Consider the following 24,333-nt stretch of genomic DNA (forward strand, 5'->3'; position numbering starts at 1 on the left):
CCCTTCATACTTGGGGCCGCAGGGGTGTTAGCTACACGCACTAACCCGAATCACTTACTCATGTAAGCTCATCGGGATTAGTTTGCTTGCTGCCTACCTGCAACCCCAATTATTTTGGACATTAGTTTTTTGTTAAAGCAGAAACAGTCATTATCGGCTGTTTCTGCTTCATTTATCGCCACAATATTTTCCCCTCCTTATTCTGCGCTCTAAAAGCCCTATCAACAGCACGAGATTTTCACCGAGAGATGGTATCCATTCCTAATGTATGGTTATTATGCGGGGAGGTTTTGCGGATATTTGCCCTCTTGCAAGGGGCTAACTGAGAGCGGTTATCAATAGTTCAGGTGATTACACTGCGCTCAACGATTCAGCAAAAATTTAATGTTGCTTTTATGTGAACGAATTAACACTGAGTTCAAATACTGGTATGCTGGCTGAGCGAAACTAGGCATCTTACCTTACACCTGGTGCATCATTGATGATGGCTGGTGACTACAGATAAGCCAAGAAAATATATGATAATTAAAGCGAGGAGAGAGTCGTGCTAGAAGAATACCGTAAGCACGTGGCCGAGCGTGCTGCTGAGGGTATCGTCCCCAAGCCATTAGATGCATCACAAATGGCAGCGCTGGTTGAATTATTAAAAAATCCGCCTGCTGGTGAAGAAGAATTCCTGTTAGATCTGCTGATTAACCGTGTTCCCCCCGGTGTTGATGAAGCCGCCTACGTTAAAGCCGGTTTTCTGGCGGCCGTCGCCAAAGGTGAAGCCCATTCCCCACTAATTACCCCAGAAAAAGCAATCGAACTGCTTGGTACTATGCAGGGCGGTTATAATATTCATCCGTTGATTGATGCGTTAGATAATGAAAAGCTGGCTCCGATTGCGGGCAAAGCCTTATCTCACACCCTGCTGATGTTTGATAATTTCTACGATGTAGAAGAAAAAGCCAAAGCGGGTAATCCGCACGCCAGGAAAATTATGCAATCCTGGGCGGATGCCGAATGGTATCTCTCCCGTCCAGCGTTGGCTGAAAAAATCACGGTAACCGTATTCAAAGTCACCGGTGAAACCAATACTGATGACTTGTCTCCGGCTCAAGATGCCTGGTCACGACCTGATATCCCACTGCATGCATTGGCGATGCTGAAAAATGCCCGCGAAGGCATTCATCCGGATCAGCCGGGCAGTGTTGGCCCAATCAAACAGATTGAAGAGCTGAATAAAAAAGGTTTCCCATTGGCCTATGTCGGTGATGTTGTCGGAACCGGTTCTTCCCGTAAATCAGCCACCAACTCGGTGCTGTGGTTTATGGGCGACGACATCCCTTACGTGCCGAATAAGCGCGGCGGTGGTGTGGTGCTGGGCAGCAAAATTGCGCCAATCTTCTTTAACACCATGGAAGATGCGGGTGCATTGCCAATCGAAGTGGATGTCAGCAACCTGAATATGGGCGATGTGATTGATATCTTCCCGTATCTGGGCGAAGTACGTCACCATGATACTGGTGTGATTTTAGCCACTTTCGAACTGAAAACTGACGTGTTGTTGGATGAAGTGCGCGCCGGTGGCCGTATCCCATTGATCGTCGGCCGCGGTTTGACCACCAAAGCGCGCGAATCTCTGGGCCTGCCAGTTAGCGAAGTCTTCCGTGTGGCGAAGCCGGTTGCTAAGAGTAACAAAGGTTTCTCGCTGGCGCAGAAAATGGTAGGTCGTGCCTGTGGCGTTGCAGGTGTACGCCCAGGTGAATACTGCGAACCTAAAATGACCTCGGTCGGTTCACAAGATACCACCGGCCCAATGACCCGTGATGAGCTGAAAGACTTGGCATGTCTGGGCTTCTCAGCTGATCTGGTGATGCAGTCATTCTGTCATACTGCGGCTTATCCGAAGCCTGTAGACGTGACCACTCATCACACATTACCTGACTTTATTATGAACCGTGGCGGCGTGTCACTGCGCCCAGGTGATGGCATCATCCACTCATGGCTCAACCGGATGTTGTTACCGGACACTGTCGGTACTGGTGGTGACTCCCACACCCGTTTCCCTATCGGCATTTCCTTCCCAGCGGGTTCTGGTCTGGTGGCCTTTGCGGCAGCAACAGGTGTCATGCCTCTGGACATGCCTGAATCAGTGTTGGTGCGCTTTAAAGGTAAAATGCAGCCGGGTATCACCCTGCGTGATCTGGTGCATGCAATCCCTTACTACGCGATTCAGGAAGGCCTGCTGACAGTTGAGAAACAAGGCAAGAAGAACATCTTCTCTGGTCGAATTCTGGAAATTGAAGGCTTACCAGAGCTGAAAGTTGAACAGGCATTTGAGCTGGCTGATGCCTCCGCCGAGCGTTCTGCTGCCGGTTGTACCATCAAACTGGATAAAGCGCCGATCATTGAATATCTGCAATCCAACATTGTGTTGTTGAAGTGGATGATAGCTGAAGGTTACGGCGACCGTCGTACACTGGAGCGCCGTGTCAATGGTATGGAAAGCTGGTTGGCTAACCCGAATCTGCTGGAAGGTGATGCGGATGCGGAATACGCTGCGGTGATCGAAATCGATCTGGCGGAAATAACCCAGCCGATTCTCTGTGCGCCTAATGATCCGGATGATGCGCGATTGCTGTCAGATGTTGCTAATAGCAAAATCGATGAAGTGTTTATCGGTTCCTGCATGACCAACATCGGTCACTTCCGTGCAGCCGGTAAGCTACTGGATCAGCACAAAGGCCAGTTGCCAACCCGCCTGTGGGTTGCGCCACCGACCAAAATGGATGCCGCGCAACTGACCGAAGAGGGCTACTACAGTGTCTTTGGTAAGAGTGGTGCCCGTGTTGAGATCCCGGGCTGCTCGCTGTGTATGGGTAACCAGGCACGTGTAGCAGATGGGGCGACGGTTGTTTCTACTTCGACCCGCAACTTCCCGAACCGCTTGGGGAATGGGGCGAATGTTTATCTGGCTTCGGCTGAACTGGCAGCGATTGCATCACTGCTTGGACGTCTGCCAACTCCTGATGAATATCAAACTTATATGGCTCAGGTTGATAAGACCGCAGCAGATACTTACCGCTATCTGAATTTTGATCAGTTGAGCCAATATACGGATAAAGCGGATGGTGTGATCTTCCAAACCGCCGTGTAAACCGCTATATTCCAGCACTCACGGGAGGCCTATGGCCTCCCGTTTCTATTTTAAACATCGTATCGAAGTGAAATATTGCCGCTATTTACTGGCTTTGCGAGCTTGCGCCAAGTGAGATAACTAAATACGGTTACAATAATGAGAAGGGCATCAGGAGGACGTGCTATGGACTATGAATTCTTGCGTGATTTAACCGGGCAAGTACTGGTCAGATTCTCCATGGGACATGAAGTGATCGGCCACTGGCTCAATGAAGAAATTAAAGGCGATTTAGCCAAACTCGATCAAATTGAAGCCGCAGCGGCTGAAGTCAAAGGCAGTGAACGTCAGTGGCAGCTGGATGGTCATGAATATACCTTGTGGCTGGATGGTGAAGAAGTGATGGTGCGCGCCAATCAATTAGATATTGAAGGCGACGAGATGGAAGAAGGCATGAATTACTATGACGAAGAAAGCCTCTGCCTGTGTGGTTTAGAGGACTTTCTGCTGGTATTGCAAGGCTACCGTAACTTCATCATGACTAAATAAAATACTACCCCAAAGAACGTGGAGTTGCAGGTAGGCAGCAAGTGAGCGCATCCCGATGAGCTTACACAAGTAAGTAATTCGGGTAGCAAGCGTAGCTAACAACCCAGCGGCTTCAAGTCCGAAGGGGAGTGCGGCTGGCAGACCAACATAACAACGAGCCGAGTACTACCATAGCAACACCCGGCCAGAATGCGGCTGTGGGGGGAGTATTGAGCCATAAACTGGCAATCAGTATTGATAACAACGGTGTGAAGTAAGAGAGGGCAGCGACCAGTGTGGCGTTGCCTTTTTTCATGGCGATATCCCAGCACAGATAGGCCAGCGCGGTATTGGCTCCCATCAATAACAGTTCAAAAGTGGCGCGTTGGGTGAAATGCAACTTACCGGGTGTCAGCATAAAGAACATCACCCACAGGCATAGCGCACAGGCGAGCAAAAACAGTGGTAATGCCCCTGGCCCTCGGCTGTATACCCGCACCAGATTGGAGTAACCGGCCCAGGTAAAGGCCGCAATTAGCGCCAGACTATAAGCCAATGGGTTACTGCTAACATTGGCACTGAGCACTTTGATATCCAGCCCGTTCCCACCACTGACCACCCAAATCACGCCAAATAGGGCCAGAGCCGCGCCCGGCCAGAGCCACCATCGTGCACGGAGTTTAAGTAACGGTACCGCCAATAGCAGCGTCAGGCTCGGCCACAGGTAATTGATCAGACCTATCTCCAGTGTCTGCTGGCGATCATTCGCCATTCCGATGGCTAAGGCAAAAGCCACCATATACACCACAAATAGCAAACCACAACCGTAAAGATAAGCCGGATGTTGCCCGCGTACAGTCGGTTTACCCGCCACCAGCCACACCAAGATACCACTGACGGTGTAAATGGCTGCACCCGCACCAAATGGCCCTAACGTTTCAGATAACCCACGCGTCAAGGCGACACTCATGCTCCAGAGCAGGATCGCAATAATGCCATACAGGGTCGGGAGGCGGTTCATCACAGGGGCATCATCCTTGTGCGATATCAGACGGAGAAAATAGGATCTTCTTATACATTGCCGGTCAGGGCGATGGGAATAGTGGGAGATCAATTATTGCTAAATTATGTCATAGATCCTACGCCATTTTATTTAATGGAGAGTTGTACTTCCTGATAACCCATAAATAAATTTTAGTTTAATAAACAATAAATTAATAAATAAAGTCAGCCAAACTACGATAAAAATCCGCCCCTGAATTGGTTAAAATACGAGCTATTCCTGAGTTGTATATTTGATTGACGGAATAAAGGATAACCGGCAGAGGTGATAGCACTCTGCGACTTCTTCAGTGCACATACCAGGACGGTGATGTTATGGCAGAATTCAGTAATACACGGACGCGAATCGCCAGTTGGCTTCTGATTTATCTTACCGCAGTACAACCTCTTCATCCGGCTATTGCTGCCGGTATTCAAGCAGATAACCGCCAAACTAAAGTTCATACTCGCGGCCAAATTCCAGTCGTCGATATTGTTGCCCCTAATGCAGCTGGGATCTCTCATAATCGTTATCTCAATTTTAATGTAGCCACAGCGGGAGCGGTACTGAATAACGCCACAATAGGTGGGTATTCAGAGCTGGCGGGGCGACTGGCTGCTAATCCACATTTAACCAGAAATAGCGCACAGCTTATTATCAACGAAGTCACCGGTCATCAGCCCTCAGCATTGGAGGGGCAGTTGGAAGTTTTCGGTCAAAAGGCAGATGTGATTATTGCCAACCCTAATGGTTTGTACTGCAATGGCTGCAATTTTAGCAATGCCAGCGGCATCACTTTAACCACCGGTAGGCCGGTATTCAATTCTCAGGGTGAACTGGATAGCCTAACTGTTACCACAGACAAAGCTATTGCTGTGGGGCTTAAAGGGTTTAATGCTCTTAATCAGAACAATGTGGCAATCATCAGTCGTGGACTAAATCTTCACGGTGAAATCCGTGCTAATCAGCTTGATGTGATACTGGGGAGCAATCAGGTTGACTATCAAAACAGTGATATTCAGCCGTTATTATCAAAAGAGACAAAGCCCTTAATAGTATTAGATACCAAAGAGTTGGGCGGTATGTATGCTAATAGTATTCGATTAATATCAACGGAAAAAGCGAACACGGTTAATGCTAAAAATATCGTCAGCCATAAAGGTGATATTAGGTTTGATGTCGCAGGTGATATTAATTTAGGTAATATTACGGCGAAAAATAACCTGAATATTACCAGCAAGAAGACCACCCTTGCCCAGGGCGATAAATTGCTCAGTGGGCGTGATATTACATTGGTAAACACCGAATTTAATAACTTAGGGCAGGTAACAGCAGAGGGTGATCTGCGTATTTTTAGTGATCAAGTGCGTAATAGCGGTCAACAAGCACATATTATTGCTAACAATAATATGTGGATACAAAAAGATGCTGATGGGAATAAAAACACTCGAGTCGAAAATCAGTCAGGCACCATTAAAACAAATCGTGGTGACTTAATTATTCGCACCGAAAAACTGGAAAATACCCGTCAAATGGTAACTACTGGGTGGCAAAAACTAACACCGGGTTCGCGCCAGCTTAATGATTACGATGACGATAGTGATTCACCGGGTAAAGTTATCATCATATTAGAATACGATTGGCCCACCCGAGCACTACCCGAAAAATGGTTTGGTGCTATCGAAACCGGTGAATGGCAAAGCGGTGTCTGGCGCGTCAATACTGAAAAAAATATCTGGCAACTGAATGCATCATCACCGGCTGCCACCCTGCATTCAGGGAGTAATCTGTATATTAATGCCAGCCAGTTAGAGAATAAAAGTAGTCATATAGGAGCAGCAAAAGATATTTTTCTGACCGGTAATGATTTTTTAAACAGCAGCGCCAGTAACTGGGTGAAAGATGAGTTTCGTTATTATAGAGTGGATTATCAGTGGCCGGATTATTATGTTTTTCATGACGAACGATTATATTACCAGTTAACTGAGGCTGAAAAATACAGAGCGACAGTCACGGCTGGTGGAAATGTCGTGCTGGACTTTAACAACAATATTCAGTTACAACGCCCGGTGCCGGAGGTAGATAAAGCTGCTCCCGTATCATTATCTGAGCTCACACCGGCGGTATTAAAAGGCCATAATATTTTACTGCATGGTAAGACTATTTCCAGCAGTGACTTAATACAGGCCAGTGGCGATATTACCTTTATTGCAGAAAATAGCATTGCATTAGCCAACAGTAGTTTGCGTGGCCAGGATATCTCACTGACGGCACTGAATGATATTCACTCATCATCAAGTGAATTATTGGGGAGGAACATTTTATTACTGAGCCGAGAGGGGAATATTAAAACAAACTCACCTGACAGGTCTTCGCGTCAGCCAGATGATGCGCAGGTATTTAATCGCATTAAAGCCAGCCACGATTTTACTGCTATTTCCGCTAAAGATATTCAATTAACCGACACCCTTATCCATCCGGCAGCTAACATTAGCTTGTCCGCCGGACATGATATTAATATTTCACATATACTCAAGCCCGAAGAAATCCTAATTACCGATGGATTTTTAGATCCAGGAAAGTATCTGAAACAGATTAACCAACTATTATCGTTATCCAATCGATTAACCAGTAGTGGCGATATTACACTGAATTCCGGTAATAATATGATATTACAGGGGATTAAGCTAAATGCTGGGCAAGAAATTAACTTGCACGCTGCCCGTGATATTCAACTGGAACCCTATAATAGAACTGTCTGGTCAGATCTTATGGGTCGTTATAATAACAACCATCAAGGTTCTGTATTTTTTAATATATTTCCACGCTCCGAAACTCCTGATTATACAGTTCAGATAAATGCCAAAGGCAATGCCTTAATTAATGCGGGTCGCGATATTCTGACTCGGGGCAGCAATATTAATGTAGGTAATAACCTCACCTTATTAGCCGGGCAACATATTCAGCTGGCGGCACTGCCATACACTGGTACTGATTGGACTGATAGCTCACGCTACACCCGCCATGCCGCTACTCGCCTCAAAGCCGGCAACACTCTGAATGCGGTGGCCAATCACCAGCTTATCACCCAGGGGGCAGAGCTCGCTGCTGGCGGTGATATGACACTGACTTCCGGCGGCGATATGCGCTTTGAATCGGTATTGAATGAGAGTCATTACGGCGGTGGTGATAATTCCAGCTACAAAAAACTCCAGCAATCCACTCAACTCAACAGCGGCGGTGTGCTGACATTAATTTCAAACGGCAGCATGTTGTTTCAGGCCACCCAGTTGATGGCTAAAAAAGTGATGGATATCGCCGCCAAAGGCGGCTACCTGTTCGCGCAAGCGATGGAAGAAACCAGCCATTCGGAGCAGCACTGGCAGACCCGCAAATGGTGGGGGCGCAAAAAATCACACCATAATGTGCAGCATGTTGCTACCAACAAAGTCACTGAGTTTACTGCTGAGGGTGATATCAGTTTACTCAGCCGCGATGACAGCACCTATCAGGCCAGCAAAATTGCCGCCGGTCAGAACGCCAAACTGACCAGCACCCACGGCAAAGTGATATTTGAAGCAGTTAAGGACAGCACTTTCCAGCAAAAAACTACGTTATCGAAAGGCTTCTATATCAAAAATACCGACAAGGGATATCTGGCTGAAAAATGGGTATTACCCACAATCCAAACCGGCGGTGAATTAACTGTTGATGCCGCGCAGGGTATCCGCGCTGATGTAACAGTGAAAAATAGCGAGTCATTGCGCAGTGCTATTACTGCATTGAGTAAGACTCCAGGTAATGAATGGCTCAACGATTTGAACCTGCGCGATGGTGTGCAGTGGCAAAAAGTCATGGATGCCTACCACCGTTGGGATCACAAAAATGAGCAACTGAACCCTGTAGTGGCGGCAGTAATAGCTATTGCAGTAGCGGCTGCTACCGCGGGTTCAGGGCTGGTGGCAACAGCAAACACCGCTGTGGGAGGCGGGGTGGCAGGCGGTGCAGTAACCGGAGGAATGTCGGCGCTGGCATCGCAGGCCGCAGTGTCTTTGTTGAATAACAAGGGCGATATCTCCAAAACTTTCAAAGATCTGGGGAGTAAATCGTCGGTCAAATCGCTGGCAACTTCCATGGCGCTGGGGGGCGCTTTAGCCGGTTTTGATGCTGCGATGGGCTGGGATGCTGCGGCTAAAGGCGCTAAAACGGCGAGCACGACCAGTGCCAGATTACCTCAACTTAGTCATGGTGACTGGAGCAAGGTCGCCCAGCGGGTGGCCGGTCAGTCGATTATCAGTTCCAGCCTGAACACCGCCATTAATGGTGGCAGCTTTAAAGATAATCTGGCCACGGCATTACTAACCAGTGTGGGGTCTCAGTTGCATGCTGAGGGCGCTAATTTAATCGGTAATAATGGCGAAGTATTAGGCGTGTCGGGCAAAGCCTTGAGCCATGCGCTGGTTGCTGGCGTTGCGGCTGAAATCGGTGGTGGTAATGCGAAAGGTGCCGCCGCCGGAGCACTGGCCGCCGAGCTGGCCGGTGTGGTGATGGGTGAGAATATCATCGGGTCGCAGCAGTGGCAGGAGCAACAGGCGCAGTTTAGCCGTGTTGCGGGGGCTATTGCTGGTGTATTAGCGACTGGAAAAGTAGAGGGGGCATATAGTGGTGCTAATGCTGCCGAAGTGGTTGATAGATTTAACCGGCAATTGCATCTGGATGAAATTAAAGCGGTTAATGAACTGGCTAAGGGTAGCAACGTTAAACAAGAGCGTTTCCTGGCAGCATCTTGCCGTCAGGTAAACTGTACAGCACAAGAGGCTCTCAACTCGGCTGAACGTGCGGGTGCTGAATTATTAATGGCAAAGTATCCTGAAACGCCAGAAGAAGACGGTATTCTGCGCAATTACTGGATACAAAAAGAAAAAAAACGTTTTGGTAATTACCCTGCCCTGACCGGTTTTGAGCAAATCCAGTTATTTACCTATAGTGATGCGGATAAACTCTCTGATAGTCAAAAATTTGCTAAAAATCAGTTGATTGAAGAGGCTTCCAATCTAACCGGTTGGTCTAGAGAAGCAGTCGAAGCCCTTGGGGTTTCTGCGTCGCTGGCTGGCGTGGTGCGGGGGAAAAGGTTTGGGCAAACAGGAGCAGCTTATCCGACTGGAATTAGCTTTAATATCAATCAGAAGAATCACCTAGCGAAGTTTGACGGAATAACTCAAAGAAATGGAATTGGAGGGACACATAATGCTGATGCTTTCAATCAGGCTGTATCCACAAATGGTGTGAAAATTATTGGACAAACACCGGGTTCAGCAAATGGTATTACTGAAATTTCATATCAAATTCCAGCATATAACCGAGCGGGAAACGTTGTTGGTTATAAAGCAAAAGTATTCACTAAAACAGTCTATGACCCGAAAGTTTTCTCAGATCAAAAGATGTTAGAGCTTGGGCAACAAGCTGCATCAAATGGTTATAAGTCAGCTATAGCTTCAGGAGTTAGAGAATATACATCAACAGCAGATGGTGTTAAATTCCAAGTTTATTTAGATCAAAAAACTAGCGCTGTGATTAACTTTTTCCCGGTAACTAAATGATGAATGAGTATATTTTTGAGCGGATAGATTATAATAATGACCCTGAGTGGGTCGTGAAAGATTTTTTCAACTCAATGAATCTACAGAGTAAATTCCTATGGTCTTTACCTTTTATTATAAAAAAAATAGGCTGCGTTGTTAATGAAACCTATTGTCATTTTCCTGATTTAGATGATCCTGATCCTGAATGTCATTTCGACGGCATAATGTTTGGCGTCTGGGAAGGTGAGGTTATTGTTCCAGAGTCCGTAGGTTTTGAATATGTCAGATTAGCATGTGAAAAGTATCTCCAGCTTCATCCCGAAGATGCCGATAAAGTTAAAACCTTACTTACCCAACTACCTTAATCAAAAATCCCGGCCAAAAACCGGGATTTTAGACTTGGTATTACCCAAATAACATCACACTTCTGGCACATTGCGGCCATAGTAGATTTCCTGCATTTCTTTATACAGCAGGTGGGTAATACGTTCTCTCTCTTCCGCGCTCAGCTCTTCTGGCTTGGCGTTAAACAGATAATGCTTCAAATCGAAATCTTTCAGCATCATTTTGGTATGGAAGATATTTTCTTGATAAACATTCACATCCATCATGTGATACAGCGATTTCATATCGTCAGACATAAAGTTCTGAATCGAATTGATTTTATGATCGATGAAATGTTTTATCCCGTTGATATCACGGGTAAAACCACGCACCCGATAATCCATGGTGACGATATCGGATTCCAACTGGTGGATAAGGTAATTCAGTGCTTTCAGCGGTGAAATGACGCCACAGGTCGAGACTTCGATATCTGCACGGAAAGTACATAATCCACCTTCAGGGTGGCTTTCCGGATAGGTATGAACGCAGATATGGCTCTTGTCCAGATGGGCAACAACGGCACTTGGCAGTGGGCCTGGGTGCTCTGATGTATCAACATCGCGTGGATCAACCGGCTCTTCGCTGACCAAAATCGTGACACTCGCTCCCTGAGGATCATAATCCTGACGGGCGATATTCAAAATATTTGCGCCAATGATCGAGCAGGTTTCAGTCAAGATCTCGGTCAGGCGGTTGGCATTATACTGTTCGTCAATGTAGGCGATATAGCCATCGCGGTCGTCTGCGGTCTTGGCATAACAAATATCGTAAATACAAAAACTCAGGCTTTTAGTCAGGTTGTTGAAGCCGTGCAGCTTAAGTTTGGACAATTTAGTTCACCTCCTTGCGGATTATCAACGTTTGGCCTTTAAGGCATCCAGCAGATACTGCGGCAAAGCAAAGCTGCCGACATGAATGGCTGGGTTATAGTAGCGGCAGGTCAGACCCGCTTCGACAAAACGCTGTTGTAGCGTGGTGATATCCAACTGACGCAACAGTGGGTTTTGCGTCGCCCAGGCGAAGGTCATGATACCGCCGTAATATGTCGGAATGGCTGCCTGATAAAAACTGACATCTTTAAAATAGTGGCTAAGTTTATTATGGCTATCGACTGCTTCATCTTGTTGCAGGAAGCACACGCCATTTTGTGCAACAAAGATACCGCCTTCATTCAAGCTACGGGCACACCCTTCATAGAAAGCCGATGTAAACAGGCTCTCTCCTGGCCCAATAGGGTCAGTGCAGTCAGAGATAATGACATCGAACTTTTCAGTTGTTTGATTAACGAAGTTGACGCCATCATCAATAACCAGCTTGAAACGGGGATCATCATAGGCTCCCGCGCTATGATTGGGCAGATACTGGCGACAGAACTCAACGACACCAGCGTCAATTTCCACCATGGTAATCTGTTCGATATTTTTGTGACGGCTAACCTCGCGTAGCATCGCGCCATCGCCGCCACCGATGATAAGCACTTTCTTTGCCTGACCGTGAGCCAACAAAGGGACGTGCGTCATCATTTCGTGATAGATAAATTCATCGCGTTCGGTGGTCTGCACCACGCCATCCAACGCCATTACCCGACCCAGCACAGGGTTCTCAAAAATCACCAAATCCTGGTGCTCGGTTTTCTCGCGGTACAGTATATTTTCGACTGAAAAATACTGGCCGAAGTTGGCATGTAATGTTTCATACCATAGTTCTTTCTGTGACATGTTCGGGGCTTCTCCTTCGCAGTAACAGCCATGAAAAATGGGGGCAACATCATAGCCAACTCTGGCTGAGGTTGCACGGCTGAATTTTAGGCTGAAAGGGTAAATGCGGGATCGCTAGTTAGCGTAGGCCAATAAACTTAAAGAGTCACGAGCCAGAGATTTGCATTTGGTAGGAACCGGGATCGCAATGCCCCGCAAGTCGCGATAGCTCTCTTCACCCAAGGCTTTCATATTAAAGCTATTATAGTTACGCAGATCCCAACGATTTTGTTGAGCAAAATAGACAATTGCCCGTTTGATTTCATTATTGGGTAATTCGTTATAGCCACAATCATTTTTCAAATAAACGAATACTGCAGTCAGATCTGCAAGATCTTCTGCTTCAGATTCACTTAATGCAGAACTGGCAGATGAGAATCCGCACAGAGTGAGCAGCAGCATAACTAATGTTGTTCTTTTCATCGCGGAGGCAGGCTTGTTCATTGTTAGCAGACGTTATCACACTGTGATGGTTCAGAGTAAATTTTATTATGCTCTCCGTGTGGGTATATACGGGGATTGATTCACAAAGTGATTGATTATTCCTTGACCTTCCCTCAAGGGGAAGGTTTATGCTGGCGTACAATGCTGTTTTTGTGCCCTGTAGGTACTTACGCACCATCACTTACCCACAATCAAGAATGGAGACGACCATGCATCGCCGTGATTTTATTAAGTTAACGGCAGCTCTTGGAGCCGCCACTTCACTGCCTTTATGGAGCCGCGCGGCTTTGGCCGCAGATTTTTCACCTTTACCCATCCCGCCATTACTTCAACCAGATGCCAGTGGCAACATTAATCTGAACATCCAAACGGGTTCTATGGCCTGGTTGCCTTCCGCCGCCACTCAAACCTGGGGCTATAATGGCAACTTATTAGGGTCAGCGATTCGTTTGCAGCGCGGTAGGCCGGTCACGATTAACATCACAAATTCCTTACCGGAAGCCACAACTGTGCACTGGCACGGACTGGAAATTCCTGGCGACGTCGATGGTGGGCCACAGGCACTGATTCAGTCGGGGGCCAAACGTCAGGTGGCATTTACAGTAGAGCAACCCGCCGCCACCTGTTGGTTCCATCCCCATACCCACGGTATCACCGGCCGTCAGGTCGCGATGGGGCTAGGGGGATTAGTGCTGATAGATGATAGTGACAGCGAAAAACTGCCGCTCCCGAAACAGTGGGGCGTGGATGATATTCCGGTTATTTTGCAGGACAAATTACTCGGTAAAGATGGCCAGATTGACTATCAATTGGATGTGATGACGGCTGCGGTGGGGTGGTTTGGTGATCGAATGTTCACCAATGGTGCCCAGTATCCGCAGCAAATTACCCCGCGCGGCTGGGTGCGCTTACGGCTGCTGAATGGGTGTAATGCGCGGTCTCTGAATTTGGCTCTTAGCGATGGCCGCCCAATGTATGTGATTGGCAGTGACGGTGGTCTCTTGGCCGAACCTGTTGCGGTACGCGAATTGCCAATACTGATGGGCGAGCGTTTCGAGGTGTTGGTGGATACCTCAGATGGCAAGGCACTTGATTTGGTTACTTTGCCAGTAAAACAGATGGGCATGACATTAGCGCCATTTGATAAGCCACTACCGGTATTACGGCTCCAGCCTTCATTAGTTGCAGGCAGTAAAGTGCTGCCAGATTCATTGGTTGTAGTGCCGCCACTTGCTGATGCCACAGGGCTGCAAGAGCGTTGGTTCCAACTGATGATGGACCCTAAACTGGATATGCTGGGCATGCAGGCGTTGATGAGCCGTTATGGTATACAAGCTATGGCAGGGATGAGCATGGATCACGGCAATATGGGCGGGATGGATAATGGTGCCATGGCAGGGATGGGCCACGGCAATATGAAAGGTATGAATCATGGAGCGATGACTGCGGCTCCTGCTTTTGATTTCAGCCATGCCAATATGATCAATGGCAAAGCCTTTTCCATGACCGAAGCGGCATTTGACGCCAAACAGGGCAAATATGAGAAATGGACGGTTTCCGGTGAAGGCGACATGATGCTGCATCCATTCCATGTCCACGGTACGCAGTTCCGTATTCTGAGCGAAAACGGCAACCCGCCTGCGGAGCATCGCCGTGGTTGGAAAGATACCGTGCGAGTGGAAGGCGCTCGCAGTGAAATATTGGTGCGTTTTAATCACCTGGCCTCAACCAGCACACCTTATATGGCCCATTGCCACCTGCTGGAACATGAAGATACCGGCATGATGCTAGGCTTTACGGTTAGTGCTTAAGGGCTATCAACAGGTTATGTCTGCGGCGGGTGAGTCCGTCGCAACCTGGCTCAGGCTATGGTAAACTCAGCGGCTTTCTTCCGGCAAGCAACGTAAAAAAGCGACGTTAATACCTATGAAACACACTGTAGAAGTCATGATTTCCGAGCAGGAAGTCAAAACCCGAATTGCCGAATTAGGCCGCCAAATCTCCGAACATTACCGCGACAGCGGCAGTGAAATGGTGCTGGTCGGGTTGCTCCGTGGCTCATTTATGTTTATGGCTGATTTGTGCCGCGCCATTGATGTTTCCCATGAAGTCGATTTTATGACCGCCTCCAGCTACGGCAATGGCATGAGCACCACCCGCGATGTAAAAATACTCAAAGACTTAGATGAAGATATCCGCGGCAAAGATGTGCTGATTGTTGAAGATATCATCGACTCTGGTAATACCTTAAGTAAGGTGCGTGAAATTCTGCAACTGCGTGGCCCGAAATCATTGGCTATCTGTACGCTGCTGGATAAACCCGAGCGCCGCGAAGTACAGGTGCCTGTCGAGTGGGTCGGCTTCACTATTCCTGATGAATTCGTGGTGGGTTACGGTATTGATTATGCTCAGCGCTATCGGCATTTACCCTATGTCGGTAAAGTTGTCATGTTTGACGAGTGATAAACTACCGCGCGTTGGCATTTTAGCCTGATTGAGTCGCGTGGTTGATGGGAGAGGGCGCGTCTGAACGTACCCTCCCATAACAGCTAACTTAGTCTTCTTTCGGGTCTTTAGGCAATAACTCAGCCATAGCTTTTCGGTACACTTGTTCAAGTGCTTCCATGCTGGTAGCGGATACTTCTAAATCCGTCAGCAGGCCGTCTTCAATACCGTAGACCCAGCCGTGGATCATCGCTTTCTGTCCGCGCTTCCAGGCGGAGCGAACAATAGTTGAATGACCTAAGTTATACACTTGTTCTACTACGTTGAGTTTGCATAACATATTGCTACGTTCTTCAGCTGGCAACCGGCCTAGCAGTGAACTGTGTTTAAACCAAAGATCACGGATATGCAGTAACCAGTTATCAATCAACCCTAACTCGAGGTCTTTCTTGGTTGCAGCTTCAACACCGCCACAGCCCAGGTGACCACAGATAATGATATGCTCGACCTGTAAAACATCGATGGCGTATTGCACCACTGACAGGCAGTTTAGATCGGTGTGGATAACCAGGTTAGCAACGTTACGGTGAACAAATAACTCACCAGCTTTCAGGCCAGTCAATTCTTCTGCCGGGACGCGGCTGTCTGAACAGCCAATCCACAGGAAGCGTGGTTTTTGGGCTAACGCCAGGTGCTCAAAAAAACCGGGGTCATCTTTACTAATAGCATTTGACCAAGTCCGGTTGTTCGCGATGAGCTTTTCTATTTCTTTCATAAATGTAAATAGCCTGTAATGAACGGATTGCGATAGGATAATATACGACAAGGATCACGATTTTAAAATCGGAACAGTGACTTTGTTGTTAGTACAATTTTTGTCTGCGCAACATCTTCTCTGTATCTAACTGCTTCCCTTTGCCCCCGTAACTTGCCCTGACAGGGAGGGTTAAGCAAGCCACGGACATGCTGTAACCGCTGGGAACTCATAGAATAAGGTTCTTTTTTACTTATGACATATGCACTGGAAATAACGCAGCTGACCAAAACCTATGCAGGTGGCGTTCAGGCTCTGCGTGGCATTGATCTGCACGTAGAGGCAGGCGATTTTTATGCACTACTTGGGCCTAATGGGGCGGGTAAATCCACCACTATTGGCATTATCAGCTCATTGGTGAACAAAACCTCTGGCAAGGTGACGGTCTTTGGTTACGACATTGATCAAGATATCGTAAATGCCAAACGGCAACTCGGGCTGGTGCCACAAGAATTCAACTTTAACCCGTTTGAAACAGTATTACAGATTGTGATTACCCAAGCGGGCTATTACGGCGTCACACGGCGTGAAGCCATGCAGCGAGCAGAGAAATATCTCAGCCAATTAGATTTATGGAGCAAACGTGATGAGCGCGCGATTCGTCTCTCCGGCGGCATGAAGCGCCGTTTGATGATTGCCCGCGCGCTGATGCATGAGCCAAAATTACTGATTCTGGATGAACCGACAGCAGGGGTAGATATCGAGTTGCGTCGCTCTATGTGGGGGTTCCTTAAAGAGCTAAATGCGCAGGGAACCACGATCATTCTGACGACCCATTATCTGGAAGAAGCTGAAATGCTGTGCCGTAATATCGGCATTATTCAGAATGGCGAGCTGGTGGAAAATACCACCATGAAACAACTGCTTGGCAAACTTGAGTCAGAAACCTTTATTTTTGATTTGGCGATTAAAAGTCCGCTGCCGAAGCTGGAAGGGTATGGCTATCGTCTAACAGATACCTCAACGTTGGAAGTTGATGTTAAACGTGAACAAGGCTTGAATGGTCTGTTTAGCCAACTGAACGCACAGGGAATACAGGTACAAAGTATGCGTAACAAGGCTAACCGTCTGGAAGAGTTATTTGTCACCTTGGTTAACGGCAACGGGGGAGAAAAAGCATGACCCGCCTGTATTGGGTAGCACTACAGAGTATCTGGATCAAAGAGATCACCCGTTTTGCTCGCATCTGGATCCAAACTCTGGTGCCACCGGTGATTACTATGTCGCTCTATTTCGTTATTTTCGGCAACCTGATTGGTTCCCGAATTGGTGATATGGGTGGCTTTGATTATATGCAGTTTATTGTTCCTGGTCTGATAATGATGGCGGTGATAACAAACTCCTATGCCAACGTCGCAGCCTCATTTTTTGGCGCAAAATTCCAGCGCAGCATTGAAGAATTGCTGGTCGCACCGGTTCCCACCCATATCGTGATTGTGGGTTATGTTGGCGGTGGGGTGGCGCGTGGGATCTGTGTCGGTATTCTGGTGACCATTGTTTCGCTGTTCTTTGTGCCGCTGCATGTCCACTCCTGGTCAATGATTGCACTGACATTAATGCTGACGGCGATTCTGTTTTCGCTTGGCGGATTGTTGAATGCCGTGTTCGCCAAAACATTTGATGATATCAGTCTGGTGCCGACCTTTGTGCTGACGCCGCTGACGTATCTGGGCGGGGTGTTTTATTCGTTAGCCTTGCTGCCACCGTTCTGGCAAGCGGTATCAAAACTGAACCCTATCGTGTATATGATCAGTGGCTTCCGTTACGGATTCCTCGGGATCACTGATGTACCACTGGTGTACACCATTGGCGTCTTGGTGGTGTTTATCGCGGTATTTTATGCCTGGGCTTGGTATTTGATCGAGCGTGGTCGCGGCCTACGCACCTAATCCCCTTCGGCCTTGGCGCTACAGCGGTGTTGGCTACGTCCACTTACCCGAATCACTTACTAATGTAAGCTCATCGGGATGCGTTGACTTGCCGCCTTGCTGTAACACCAATGACTTTGGGGATGTTCTTCGGCCTTGGTGCTGCAGCGGTGTTGGCTACTTCATCTCTGTAACGCCAAGGGCTTTGGATCGAATTTTAAGTATTACTCGTAAATTATTAGTTAGTTAATTGTTGTTAATGCTGGAATTTAATCGTAATAAATAATGCTCCTATCTAATATCGCCTTTCTCAACTTCAAGTGTCTCGTGCTATGCTGGCGCACCAGATTTTCCCTTTTCAATTCAGCGCCGAATGCGCATAAGTAGAACGATAATGTGGCATAAAAACAGAATAGCTATTGGGATGCTACTCGGTATTGTCATGTCGGTAGTGATGCCGGCAACCCATGCAGATCTTCTGCCAGACGAAGCAGTTCTTACCCCTAAATATATGGTGACAGACCGTGACAGCGAAATATATTCGCTGGTAGGTGAGCAAGTCATTCCTGTCGGTGAGGTTAAAGAAGATCAGCTTATTCAGGTTTTGCCCGCTGCGGCAGAATACTATGAGTTTAAATTTGGTAACGGTATCGGCTTTATTGATAAAGACGATTTACGCGATATCAATAAGGCACGAAAAAACAACGATATATTGGGGGATTTAAATAAGCCTCTACCGAACCAAAACATTATTATTAAGCGCGAAACGCCGGTTTATCTGGCGGCAGATGTCGACAGCGAACAATTTGCTACCTTGGTCGAAAATTTGCGCTACCCGATTGTGGGTAAGTTGAAAGACAGGCTCAGTAATACCTGGTATCAGGTTAATATTGGCGATCGTTTGGGCTATGTCAGCAGTGCTGATGCTGAAATAGATAACGGCATTCCTATCCTGACTTATCACCATATGTTGAAGAATGAGGAAAATAAACGTTTCCTCAATACCTCAACGACCACCTCTGATGCCGCGTTTAGTAACCAGATGACCTATCTCAAACAGACGGGTTACGACACGATTTCTCTCTATCAGCTTGAAGGTTATCTTAATAACAAGATTAATCTGCCGGGGAAAGTCGTGGTGCTGACATTTGATGATGGTCTTAAATCAGTCCATCGCTATGCTTACCCGATTCTGAAAGAAAATGGTTTCCGGGCTACCGCTTTTATTATTTCATCACGTATAAAACGTCACCCACAGAAATGGAATCCTGACTCATTACAGTTTATGAGTATTGCTGAATTGAAAGAGATTCAGGATGTATTTGATATTCAATCTCATACACACTTCTTGCACCGGACAGACAATAAACGTAATCCAATCTTATTGAGCCGTTCTTATCACAATATTGTTTTTGATTTTGAGCACTCTCGCCGTGCATTATCGCAGTTTAATCCGCACGTGGTTTTCCTGTCATATCCGTTCGGTGGCTTTAATCAAACAGCGATTGATGCTGCTAAAAATGCCGGTTTCCATTTGGCGGTAACGACGATGCAGGGCAAGGTTAAACCTGGTGATAACCCGTATACCCTCAAGCGGCTTTATATTTTGCGTACGGATTCAATTCCGACCATGGCAGAGCGTATTGCCAATGAACCTGGCCAGCCGGTTGCCCCTGCACCTGCGGTGATGGAGTCGGATTAGTTATTTTATAGTGTGACGTTAAGATATAAAAAAGGCGGGCTTAATGACAGAGTGCTCGCAGCGGTGAAAACAGGTAGATCGTAAAGACGCCGTAAACCCTTCCTTGGGGGCTCGAGCCGCGCCATCCCTGGCGCGGACGCTTTACTCTTCTACCGGTCTTCACCTGACAAGATCGAGTTATCAAGGTTTACCAGCAGTTTTAGGCGCTGTGGTTAAGCTAAGCGCCTTTTCTATATGTGTAACTTCGCGTCCGACGGCTATTAAGCGACCTGAACGGGGACGGCTTTAGCCTTGCGCTGCAACTGATTTTCACCTTCAAAATACGCCACTTTAGGGTGGTGCAGGCGGGCATCAGCATCAGACATCTGGACATAAGAACAGATGATCAATTTATCACCCACACAGGCGCAGCGTGCAGCCGCACCATTCACAGAGATAATCCGCGAACCGCGTTCGGCGGCAATGGCATAAGTCGAAAAACGCTGACCATTATCAACGTTATAAATATCAATGGCTTCGTATTCCAAAATCCCAGCGGCTTCCAGAAAATCCTGATCAATAGCGCAGGAACCTTCATAGTGCAAATCAGCTTGAGTGACTTTCACCCGGTGCAGTTTGCCTTGCAACATAGTGCGTATCATAACTCTTACCTTTGACCCCGGTTATTGCCCAGAATAAGTCTGGCACCCAATCCCATCATCGACCGATTTAGGGAGAAGCACCCAGTTTTGCTGATTTTATATCGCTTGTCTATGGCTGACTTTATATGCTCGTTTCATCATAATGTACTTTTTGAAATTAACTATTTAAATCAACCTGTTGATTATCAATTAGGCGTGCTTTACCCAGCCAGGCAGCCATGAGAATTACCGCCTGCTTGCTGTCAACGGTCAGTGGCTGCAAGGTTTGAGCATCGCGGATAAACAGTTCATCTGGAGTAAAGCCAGCATCACGCAATTGTTCTGCGGTGTCAGCCAGTAAATCATCAATCTGCCGTTCGCCCAAGGCGAGTTTCTCAGCCAATGCCTGCATTATCTTATAAAGCTGTGGTGCGATTTTACGTTCTTCAGCGCTCAAATAGCCATTGCGAGAGCTGAGTGCCAGGCCATCTTTGGCTCGCACAATGGGCACGCCGACAATATTGATGTCATAGCCCATATCCGCCACCATTTTGCGGATCAGCGCCAGTTGTTGGTAATCTTTTTCGCCAAAACAGGCTACATCCGGCTGAACCAGATTGAACAACTTGCTAACGATAGTCGATACGCCACGGAAATGGCCGGGGCGGCTGGCGCCTTCCAAAATGGTCGAGAGAGCAGGGACGTCAACATAAGTCTGAGCTTCCAGACCCGCCGGATAGACATCAGCGGCTGCTGGTGCAAACACTAAATCAACGCCGTGGCGGGTTAGCTTCTCGCAATCTTCTTGCAAAGTGCGTGGATAGCGGGCCAAGTCATCTGGGCGTTCGAATTGCAGCGGATTGACAAAAATACTCACGACGACAACATCGGCACGAGTTTTTGCATCTTCCACCAATGTCATATGCCCTTCGTGCAGGTTACCCATAGTCGGCACCAGTGCGACTCGCTTACCCTCTTGACGCCAACGGCGAATTTGCTGGCGCAACAGCGGCAAGGTTTCAATAATTAGCATCCTAATTCCCCTGAATATTTATCAACAAAAACTTATTGAAAAGTATGTTCTTCAGCGGGATAAACACCGCTCTCAACTTCTTGAATATACAGCTTAATTGCAGCGCGAATATCACCCGCACTTTGCGCCAGGAAGTTTTTGCTGAATTTCGGTGTATGACCACCGGTAATACCCAGCGCATCATGCATGACCAGAATCTGCCCATCGGTAACATTCCCCGCGCCAATACCAATCACCGGGATAGCCAGTGCTTCCGTTACGCGCTGTGCCAACTCCACTGGGACACATTCCAGTACCAATAATTGTGCGCCAGCATTTTCAAGCGCTTGAGCATCTTTCAATAGCTGGTTAGCCGCCACTTCTTCGCGACCCTGTACTTTGTAACCGCCGAAAATATTGACTGATTGTGGCGTTAACCCCAAATGCCCACATACCGGAACAGCGCGTTCTGCCAGCATGCGAACGGTATCGCACAACCAGCTACCCCCTTCCAATTTGACCATATTGGCCCCGGCACGCATCAACTCGGCAGCATTAGCAAATGTTTGCTCAGGAGTGGCGTAACTCATAAACGGCATATCTGCCAATAACAAGCAATGAGGCGCACCACGGCGAACTGCACGGGTATGATAAGCCACATCTGCAGTTGTGACCGGCAGGGTAGAGTCGAAGCCTTGTAATGTCATACCGAGCGAGTCACCCACCAACAGAACCTCAATTCCCTGTTCGGCAAATAGCTGAGCAAAGCTGGCATCATAGGCAGTCAGTGTGGCGAACTTACGCTTTTCGAGTTTCCATTGGCGCAAGTGGCTCATAGTGGTGGCTTTCATCACTCTTTCTCCTGAGACGGTAGGTTAAAATGGTGGGATATCAGATAGGTATATAACGTGTTGGATTGGGTCGGCGCAGTTACCAAGGCACCAGGCCATTTTTATCCACGAGTTTCAGGCGCTCTGACAGGGGTTCGCCATCGGGGAAAATAAGATCAGGGGCGATATCGGCTAAGGGGTAGAGCATGAACTCCCGCTCTTTCAGACCATAATGTGGCACGATCAGGCGATCAGTTTTTATCACTTGATTGCCATACAGCATAATATCGAGATCCAGAGTCCGGGGCCCCCAACGCTGTTCTTTCCTCACACGCCCCTGATTGCGCTCAATGGCTTGGGTGCTATCCAACAGTTGTTCTGGTGGAAGGGCGGTATCTAACGCCACGACCGCATTAAGGAAATCCGGCTGATCCTGTGGCCCTAACGGCTTAGTGCGATAAAACGGCGAACAGGCCACCAACCGGGTGCGCGGCAGATGCTCCAGCGCTTCCAGTGCGGTTTTGACCTGTTGCAGTGGCATGGACTGATTACTGCCTAGCGCAATATAGACCCGGATCATGGTGCGAATTATGCCCCTTCTTTACGTGGTGCTGGCTTACGTGGGCGGCGAGGACGAGAGCGTCGTGGCGCCGGATCAGCCCCTAAAGTATTTAGCATATTTTTCTGCTGCAGCGGCGTTGCTTCCTGGAATTCTCCCCACCACTGCGCCAGGCGCTGTAGTTCATGGTTGTTTTCCACTTCTGCCCGCAATACGAGTAAATCGTAAGCTGCACGGAACTTTGGATGCTCCATCAGCTTGTGCGCACGTTTGCCCTGACGGCGCGACAGCCGCAATTGCAGCAGCCAGATATCCCGCACTAATGAGGTAATACGTTTTGGAATGGCCAGCGAACGGCACTCTTCATCCAGAACATCATTCATTGCCAGTGCGAAAGCATCGTAATAGGCCAGGCCGCTTTCTTGCGTCAGCTTCTGCGCATGTTCGATAAGCGGATACCAAAGCATAGCGGCAAATAAGAATGCCGGATTGACACGCTTATCATTATGCAAACGATGGTCGGTATTTTTCAGCACTTGAACCAGAATTCGTTCCATCGCTGAATCATGATGTTCGGTAAAATTACGGGCAATCAGCGGGAATAGCGGCTGGAAAAGCTGATATTCACACAGTTTTAAATAGGTTTTATAGCCGTAGCCTGATTGCAGCAGTTTGAGTGATTCTTCAAACAGACGAGCGGGAGGGATCTCGCGCAGCAGCGAGGCCAGGCGCGGGATCGGCTCTGCCGTTTCTGGGCTGATCGTCATATCCAGCTTTGCGGCAAAACGAACCGCACGCAGCATCCGCACCGGATCTTCACGATAGCGGGTTTCAGGATCGCCAATCAGACGGATAATCCCTTCTTTCAGATCTCGCAAACCGCCGGTGTAGTCGCGCAGTGCAAAATCAGAAATACCGTAATAGAGGCTATTAATGGTGAAATCGCGACGTTGGGCATCATCTTCAATCGTGCCAAATATGTTGTCACGCAGCAGCATGCCATTTTGTGCCTGCTGAGACGAGTTTTTGTCACTGTCTTCTGCTTGTTGTTGTTCGTGGTGACCACGGAAAGTCGCGACTTCAATGATTTCCGGGCCGAACATGACATGGGCCAAACGGAAACGGCGACCCACCAGGCGGCAGTTACGGAATAGCTTTCGCACTTGCTCAGGTGTGGCGCTGGTGGTGATATCAAAATCTTTCGGTTTTTTGCCCAGTAACAGGTCACGGACACCGCCGCCGACCAGATAGGCTTCATAACCGGATTTATTCAGGCGATAGAGAACCTTCAGCGCATTATCGCTGATATCTTTACGAGAGATATTGTGCTGGTCTCGCGGAATAATCGTCATCGCACTTTGCTGTGAAGAAAGCGGTTGTGAAGCAGGCACCGCGTGATTCTTGCGGCCAGTATTCGTTCTGGCAGGCCTTTTCTCTTTGCGGGCCACGTTATCTTCACCGGGCACTCTATCTTTACGGGCACTGCTATCACGGGCCGTGTCTTCACGGACTGCTTTGTCATCGCGAACTGATTTATCATCGCGAATCAGTACCTTACGGCAGAAATTGGCTACTCGGGTAAAAATGGTACACCTCGATAGTGGCTAATAAATTACAGAACAACA

19 protein-coding genes are annotated in these 24,333 nt (G+C 47.9%); 9 read left to right on the plus strand and 10 right to left on the minus strand.

The features are described from left to right. Positions 1-544 precede the first annotated feature (544 nt). Together acnB and yacL are read left to right on the plus strand one after the other, a co-directional pair. A complete protein-coding gene (gene acnB, locus FTB31_RS19585; RefSeq protein WP_227731711.1) occupies positions 545-3,142 on the plus strand; it encodes a bifunctional aconitate hydratase 2/2-methylisocitrate dehydratase in 2,598 nt (865 codons plus the stop codon). 165 nt (positions 3,143-3,307) lie between these two features. Next, complete coding sequence (yacL, locus tag FTB31_RS19590; RefSeq protein ID WP_019080488.1) at positions 3,308-3,670, plus strand: protein YacL; 363 nt, start codon at positions 3,308-3,310, stop codon at positions 3,668-3,670. Positions 3,671-3,782: 112 nt separating this feature from the next. Here the strand turns inward: yacL and yddG are convergent, their stop codons facing one another. Next, entirely contained in the window at positions 3,783-4,670 is an 888-nt protein-coding gene (yddG, locus tag FTB31_RS19595; RefSeq protein ID WP_077293314.1) for an aromatic amino acid DMT transporter YddG, read from the minus strand. A 356-nt stretch (positions 4,671-5,026) separates the two neighbouring features. Here yddG and cdiA point away from each other — a divergent pair, with 356 nt between their 5' ends. Beyond that, a complete protein-coding gene (cdiA, locus tag FTB31_RS19600) occupies positions 5,027-10,291 on the plus strand; it encodes a DUF637 domain-containing protein (protein ID WP_227731712.1) in 5,265 nt (1,754 codons plus the stop codon). Continuing rightward, the gene (gene cdiI, locus FTB31_RS19605; protein ID WP_227719607.1) at positions 10,288-10,638 is read left to right on the plus strand and encodes a ribonuclease toxin immunity protein CdiI; all 351 of its coding nucleotides are present in this window, start codon (positions 10,288-10,290) and stop codon (positions 10,636-10,638) included. The genes cdiA and cdiI overlap by 4 nt, the downstream gene beginning before the upstream one ends. Before the next feature lie 54 nt (positions 10,639-10,692). Here the strand turns inward: cdiI and speD are convergent, their stop codons facing one another. From speD to FTB31_RS19620, 3 genes are all read right to left on the minus strand, one after another. Next, on the minus strand, positions 10,693-11,487 hold the full coding sequence (gene speD, locus FTB31_RS19610) for an adenosylmethionine decarboxylase (protein WP_050165462.1): 795 nt from the start codon (positions 11,485-11,487) through the stop codon (positions 10,693-10,695). Positions 11,488-11,511: 24 nt separating this feature from the next. Then, positions 11,512-12,375 carry a polyamine aminopropyltransferase gene (gene speE / locus FTB31_RS19615; RefSeq protein WP_050075924.1) on the minus strand — a complete coding sequence of 288 codons (864 nt, stop codon included), beginning with the start codon at positions 12,373-12,375 and terminating at the stop codon, positions 11,512-11,514. A 114-nt stretch (positions 12,376-12,489) separates the two neighbouring features. Then, the gene (locus tag FTB31_RS19620) at positions 12,490-12,837 is read right to left on the minus strand and encodes a YacC family pilotin-like protein (RefSeq protein WP_016266377.1); all 348 of its coding nucleotides are present in this window, start codon (positions 12,835-12,837) and stop codon (positions 12,490-12,492) included. A gap of 230 nt (positions 12,838-13,067) precedes the next feature. Between FTB31_RS19620 and cueO the strand changes: the two genes are divergently transcribed. Together cueO and hpt are read left to right on the plus strand one after the other, a co-directional pair. Next, on the plus strand, positions 13,068-14,669 hold the full coding sequence (gene cueO, locus FTB31_RS19625; protein WP_227731716.1) for a multicopper oxidase CueO: 1,602 nt from the start codon (positions 13,068-13,070) through the stop codon (positions 14,667-14,669). Positions 14,670-14,784: 115 nt separating this feature from the next. Next, the gene (hpt, locus tag FTB31_RS19630) at positions 14,785-15,321 is read left to right on the plus strand and encodes a hypoxanthine phosphoribosyltransferase (RefSeq protein WP_005167149.1); all 537 of its coding nucleotides are present in this window, start codon (positions 14,785-14,787) and stop codon (positions 15,319-15,321) included. 91 nt (positions 15,322-15,412) lie between these two features. Here hpt and can read toward each other — a convergent pair whose 3' ends face one another. After that, positions 15,413-16,078, minus strand: coding sequence for a carbonate dehydratase (can, locus tag FTB31_RS19635; protein ID WP_004706235.1), 666 nt, complete (start codon positions 16,076-16,078; stop codon positions 15,413-15,415). Positions 16,079-16,312: 234 nt separating this feature from the next. Between can and FTB31_RS19640 the strand changes: the two genes are divergently transcribed. From FTB31_RS19640 to FTB31_RS19650, 3 genes are all read left to right on the plus strand, one after another. Beyond that, positions 16,313-17,239 carry an ABC transporter ATP-binding protein gene (locus FTB31_RS19640; RefSeq protein WP_050075927.1) on the plus strand — a complete coding sequence of 309 codons (927 nt, stop codon included), beginning with the start codon at positions 16,313-16,315 and terminating at the stop codon, positions 17,237-17,239. Then, positions 17,236-18,006, plus strand: coding sequence for an ABC transporter permease (locus FTB31_RS19645; protein WP_050075929.1), 771 nt, complete (start codon positions 17,236-17,238; stop codon positions 18,004-18,006). Before FTB31_RS19640 ends, FTB31_RS19645 begins: the two co-directional genes overlap by 4 nt. Positions 18,007-18,379: 373 nt before the next feature. Then, on the plus strand, positions 18,380-19,687 hold the full coding sequence (locus tag FTB31_RS19650; protein WP_050075930.1) for a polysaccharide deacetylase family protein: 1,308 nt from the start codon (positions 18,380-18,382) through the stop codon (positions 19,685-19,687). 260 nt (positions 19,688-19,947) lie between these two features. Here the strand turns inward: FTB31_RS19650 and panD are convergent, their stop codons facing one another. The 5 genes from panD to pcnB form a co-directional block, all read right to left on the minus strand. Then, positions 19,948-20,328: an aspartate 1-decarboxylase gene (gene panD, locus FTB31_RS19655; RefSeq protein ID WP_005156780.1), complete on the minus strand. Its 381-nt coding sequence runs from the start codon at positions 20,326-20,328 to the stop codon at positions 19,948-19,950. A 157-nt stretch (positions 20,329-20,485) separates the two neighbouring features. Next, positions 20,486-21,340 carry a pantoate--beta-alanine ligase gene (panC, locus tag FTB31_RS19660; protein ID WP_050075931.1) on the minus strand — a complete coding sequence of 285 codons (855 nt, stop codon included), beginning with the start codon at positions 21,338-21,340 and terminating at the stop codon, positions 20,486-20,488. Positions 21,341-21,372: 32 nt separating this feature from the next. Beyond that, complete coding sequence (panB, locus tag FTB31_RS19665) at positions 21,373-22,170, minus strand: 3-methyl-2-oxobutanoate hydroxymethyltransferase (RefSeq protein WP_227725834.1); 798 nt, start codon at positions 22,168-22,170, stop codon at positions 21,373-21,375. Positions 22,171-22,249: 79 nt separating this feature from the next. Further along, entirely contained in the window at positions 22,250-22,729 is a 480-nt protein-coding gene (folK, locus tag FTB31_RS19670; RefSeq protein WP_050075933.1) for a 2-amino-4-hydroxy-6-hydroxymethyldihydropteridine diphosphokinase, read from the minus strand. A gap of 8 nt (positions 22,730-22,737) precedes the next feature. Next, complete coding sequence (gene pcnB, locus FTB31_RS19675; protein WP_407083950.1) at positions 22,738-24,099, minus strand: polynucleotide adenylyltransferase PcnB; 1,362 nt, start codon at positions 24,097-24,099, stop codon at positions 22,738-22,740. Between the last annotated feature and the right edge of the window lie 234 nt (positions 24,100-24,333).

It is taken from the genome of Yersinia proxima (genome assembly GCF_902170785.1).
Lineage (GTDB): Bacteria > Pseudomonadota > Gammaproteobacteria > Enterobacterales > Enterobacteriaceae > Yersinia > Yersinia proxima.

Bases quoted from the DNA above. Each gene is read 5' to 3' on its own strand.
- yacL (WP_019080488.1), top strand. From the start codon at position 3,308: ATGGACTATGAATTCTTGCGTGATTTAACCGGGCAAGTACTGGTCAGA.
- cdiI (WP_227719607.1), top strand. From the start codon at position 10,288: ATGATGAATGAGTATATTTTTGAGCGGATAGATTATAATAATGACCCT.
- FTB31_RS19620 (WP_016266377.1), bottom strand. From the start codon at position 12,837: ATGAAAAGAACAACATTAGTTATGCTGCTGCTCACTCTGTGCGGATTC.
- speE (WP_050075924.1), bottom strand. From the start codon at position 12,375: ATGTCACAGAAAGAACTATGGTATGAAACATTACATGCCAACTTCGGC.
- hpt (WP_005167149.1), top strand. From the start codon at position 14,785: ATGAAACACACTGTAGAAGTCATGATTTCCGAGCAGGAAGTCAAAACC.
- panD (WP_005156780.1), bottom strand. From the start codon at position 20,328: ATGATACGCACTATGTTGCAAGGCAAACTGCACCGGGTGAAAGTCACT.
- panB (WP_227725834.1), bottom strand. From the start codon at position 22,170: ATGAAAGCCACCACTATGAGCCACTTGCGCCAATGGAAACTCGAAAAG.
- can (WP_004706235.1), bottom strand. From the start codon at position 16,078: ATGAAAGAAATAGAAAAGCTCATCGCGAACAACCGGACTTGGTCAAAT.
- cueO (WP_227731716.1), top strand. From the start codon at position 13,068: ATGCATCGCCGTGATTTTATTAAGTTAACGGCAGCTCTTGGAGCCGCC.
- FTB31_RS19645 (WP_050075929.1), top strand. From the start codon at position 17,236: ATGACCCGCCTGTATTGGGTAGCACTACAGAGTATCTGGATCAAAGAG.
- panC (WP_050075931.1), bottom strand. From the start codon at position 21,340: ATGCTAATTATTGAAACCTTGCCGCTGTTGCGCCAGCAAATTCGCCGT.
- FTB31_RS19650 (WP_050075930.1), top strand. From the start codon at position 18,380: ATGTGGCATAAAAACAGAATAGCTATTGGGATGCTACTCGGTATTGTC.
- FTB31_RS19640 (WP_050075927.1), top strand. From the start codon at position 16,313: ATGACATATGCACTGGAAATAACGCAGCTGACCAAAACCTATGCAGGT.
- yddG (WP_077293314.1), bottom strand. From the start codon at position 4,670: ATGAACCGCCTCCCGACCCTGTATGGCATTATTGCGATCCTGCTCTGG.
- folK (WP_050075933.1), bottom strand. From the start codon at position 22,729: ATGATCCGGGTCTATATTGCGCTAGGCAGTAATCAGTCCATGCCACTG.
- cdiA (WP_227731712.1), top strand. From the start codon at position 5,027: ATGGCAGAATTCAGTAATACACGGACGCGAATCGCCAGTTGGCTTCTG.